Origin of the sequence: Streptomyces sp. SPB074 (genome assembly GCF_000154905.1) — a bacterium.
Lineage (GTDB): Bacteria > Actinomycetota > Actinomycetes > Streptomycetales > Streptomycetaceae > Streptomyces.
On the sequence record NZ_GG770539.1, the window covers coordinates 3645840 to 3646052 of the forward strand.

The following is a 213-nucleotide window of genomic DNA, read 5'->3' on the forward strand; positions in this document are numbered from 1 at the left end:
CGGGGCCCTGCCCGCGCGGGGCCCGCGCACGCTTCCGCTCCGGGCGTGCGCGGGCCCCACCGGGGTTCTCTACTCGCCCGGGTGGGCGAGCTCGATGTCGTGGCCCTCGGCCCCGGCACCGTTGACCGTCAGGCCGGTGGCCACCGGCGGGTAGCCGGTCGCGATGACCGTGTACTCGCCGCTGTCCAGGTCGGCGAAGCCGTAGGCCCCGTC